The sequence below is a fragment of the Streptomyces sp. SID5643 genome (assembly GCF_009872555.1).
GTDB classification, from domain to species: Bacteria; Actinomycetota; Actinomycetes; order Streptomycetales; family Streptomycetaceae; genus Streptomyces; species Streptomyces iakyrus.
Map to the genome: position 1 here is coordinate 1 of NZ_WWIC01000244.1, position 447 is coordinate 447.

The window sequence follows — 447 nt, forward strand, 5'->3', positions numbered from 1 at the left end:
CACCAGGAAGTGCCGTTCGAGAAGCTGGTGGAGGAACTGGCGCCGGCCCGTTCCATGGCCCGGCACCCGCTGTTCCAGGTGATGCTCGCGGTGCAGAACGTCGCCCAGGGCGCGGCCGTCGACCTGCCAGGCGCGCGCATCGTGGACATGTCCGCCGAGCTGGCGACGGAAGCAGCGGCGGCCAAGTTCGACCTGGAGGTTTCGGCCGGAGAGGTCTTCGACGCCGACGGCGCGCCCGCAGGGGTGCGGGGTGACATCACGGCGGCGGTCGACCTGTTCGAGCCCGCCACCGTTGCACGGTTCGCGGAGCGGTGGGTCCGGGTGCTGGAGGCGGTGGCGGCCGATCCGGAGCTGCGGTTGAGCGCGGTGGACGTTCTCGGTGAGGCCGAGCGTCGTCGTGTGTTGGTGGAGTGGAACGACACCGGGACCGTGGTGGAGCCTTCGACG

General features: G+C 70.9%; 1 protein-coding gene. It reads left to right on the forward strand.

The annotated features are described in order from the left end of the window. The coding region (locus tag GTY56_RS26805; protein ID WP_161367878.1) for a condensation domain-containing protein at positions 1 to 447 on the forward strand (447 nt) is incomplete at both ends.